Annotated in this window: 3 protein-coding genes; 2 read left to right on the forward strand and 1 reads right to left on the reverse strand. The window is 68.5% G+C overall.

Translation table 11 applies throughout. The features are described 5' to 3' along the window. On the reverse strand, positions 1-571 hold a 571-nt coding region (locus tag VGS97_RS23040), incomplete at its 3' end, for a CTP synthase (RefSeq protein WP_326855716.1). A gap of 243 nt (positions 572-814) precedes the next feature. Here VGS97_RS23040 and aroH point away from each other — a divergent pair. Both aroH and VGS97_RS23050 read left to right on the forward strand, forming a co-directional pair. Next, positions 815-1177 carry a chorismate mutase gene (gene aroH / locus VGS97_RS23045; protein ID WP_326855714.1) on the forward strand — a complete coding sequence of 121 codons (363 nt, stop codon included), beginning with the start codon at positions 815-817 and terminating at the stop codon, positions 1175-1177. 93 nt (positions 1178-1270) lie between these two features. Continuing rightward, positions 1271-2356, forward strand: a complete 1086-nt coding sequence (locus tag VGS97_RS23050) for a prephenate dehydrogenase (RefSeq protein ID WP_326855715.1) — start codon at positions 1271-1273, stop codon at positions 2354-2356. Positions 2357-2366 lie beyond the last annotated feature (10 nt).

Raw genomic sequence — 2366 nt, forward strand, 5'->3', positions numbered from 1 at the left:
GGACGAGCGAGACGTGCACGAAGAAGACGTTGGAGCGGCCGAGCTCGTGGCGGATCTGGCGCGCCGACTCGATGAACGGCTGGGACTCGATGTCGCCGACGGTGCCGCCCACCTCGGTGATCACGATGTCGACGTCCGCGCCGTCCATCGCCATGATCCGGGACTTGATCTCGTTGGTGATGTGCGGGATGACCTGGACCGTGTCGCCGAGGTACTCGCCGCGCCGCTCCTTCGCGATCACCGAGGAGTAGATCTGGCCGGTGGTCACGTTCGCCGAGCCGTGCAGGTCGGTGTCGAGGAAGCGCTCGTAGTGGCCGATGTCGAGGTCGGTCTCCGCGCCGTCGTCGGTCACGAAGACCTCGCCGTGCTGGAACGGGTTCATGGTGCCGGGGTCGACGTTGAGATAGGGGTCCAGTTTCTGCATCGTGACCCGCAGGCCGCGCGCCTTGAGCAGCGCGCCCAGACTGGAGGCGGTCAGTCCCTTGCCCAGCGAGGAGGCCACGCCCCCGGTGACGAAGAGATGCTTGGTCGGGTGTGCCGCTTTCTTCGCGGATGCGGAACGGCTGGACACTGCCAACGTGGGGCTCCCGTGGTTGTTACGAGCGATTGGCCGGGTGGGGAACGGCCGGTCATCCACGGGCTACCAGCTTAACAGGCGATTACTGTCCTTTCGGTGTCGTCATATTGCCCTACGTGCGTCTGAGTGGACCGACCACTGAGACGGTCAGCCGTCACGTTGGCGGGTGGGACGTCCGCGTCGCTAGGCTGACCTGGACTGATCGGCGGACGGTGAGCGGGCGGAGAGGTGACCGCGATGGTGGTGCGCGCAGTGCGCGGAGCGGTGCAGGTGGACGCGGACGAGCGGCAGTTCGTGCTCAAGGCGACCGCGGATCTGGTCACCGCGCTGTTCGAGGCGAACGGCGTCACCGCCGACGACGTGATCTCCATGGTCTTCACCGCCACACCCGACCTGACGAGCGAGTTCCCCGCGCTCGCCGCGCGGGAGCTCGGTCTGGTGGACACCCCGCTGCTGTGTGCGACGGAGATAGCGGTACCCGGAGCGCTGCCGCGCGTCGTGCGCATCCTCGCTCACATCGAGACCTTGCGCTCGAAGAAGGAGATCCAGCACGTGTACCTCGGCGGGGCGACTGCGCTGCGCCGGGATATTGCCCAGTAGCCGGTACCGCAACGCACAGTGCGGTAGAACAGCACGGCGCGGTAACGCGTCGCAGTAACCGGATACGCAGCGGGAAGGCACAGGGCAGGCAGGATGCGTACAGCCGCAGTCATCGGTACCGGCTTGATCGGTACGTCGGTGGCGCTTGCCCTTACCCGCCGTGGCGTCACCGTGTATCTGTCCGATCGTGATGAGTCGGCCGTTCGCACGGCAGCATCGCTCGGTGCAGGAAAGATCGGCGACCCGCCGGAACGCGTCGACCTCGCGGTGATCGCGGTCCCGCCCGCAAACATCGCTGCTGTGCTTGAGGACGCACAGCGACGAGACTTGGCCACCGCGTATACCGACGTCGCCTCCGTGAAAGCCGGTCCGTTGGACGCGGCGCTCGCGCAGGGCATCGACCAGGTGACGTACATCGGGGGTCATCCGCTGGCCGGCCGCGAGATAGCCGGACCACTCGGTGGACGTGACGATCTGTTCGACGGCCGTCCCTGGGTGCTCACCCCGACCGCGACCACCGGGCGAGACGCGCTCAACCGCGCGCTGGAGCTGATCTCGCTGTGCGGCGGGGTGCCGGTTGTGATGGACGCCGCGGACCACGACCACGCCGTGGCGTTGATCTCGCATGCTCCGCACGTCATCGCCTCGATCATGGCCGCGCGGCTGGAGCACGCCCCCGAAGACGCCGCGCGCGTCGCCGGCCCGGGTGTGCGGGACGTGACCCGGATCGCTGGTGGCGATCCGGCGCTGTGGCAGGAAATCCTCTCGGCCAACGCGGCCGCCGTGGCCGACGTGCTCGACGAGTACGCCGCGGACCTCAGCAGCGCGATCATCGCGTTGCGCGCTCTGGCCGCTGACGACGCGCACAAGCGCGAAGTCGGCCGTACGAACCTGATCGACCTGCTGCGCAGGGGCAACGCGGGCCAGTCCCGCATTCCCGGCAAGCACGGTGCGCCGCGTGCGGTCTACTCCGCTGTGCCGGTCGTCATCAGCGACGCCCCTGGCGAACTGGCCCGCCTGTTCGCGGCCGTCGGCGCAGCCGGCGTCAACATCGAGGACGTGCGGATCGAGCACTCTCCCGGCCAGGCGGTCGGCCTGGTCACCCTCCAGGTCGCGCCGGACTCCGCCGGCCAGCTGAGCGCGCGGCTGACTGAGCGCGGCTGGACCGTGCGGAGCTGAGCCCTGTACC

The sequence above is a fragment of the Actinocrinis sp. genome (assembly GCF_035946395.1).
Taxonomy (GTDB): domain Bacteria; phylum Actinomycetota; class Actinomycetes; order Streptomycetales; family Catenulisporaceae; genus Actinocrinis.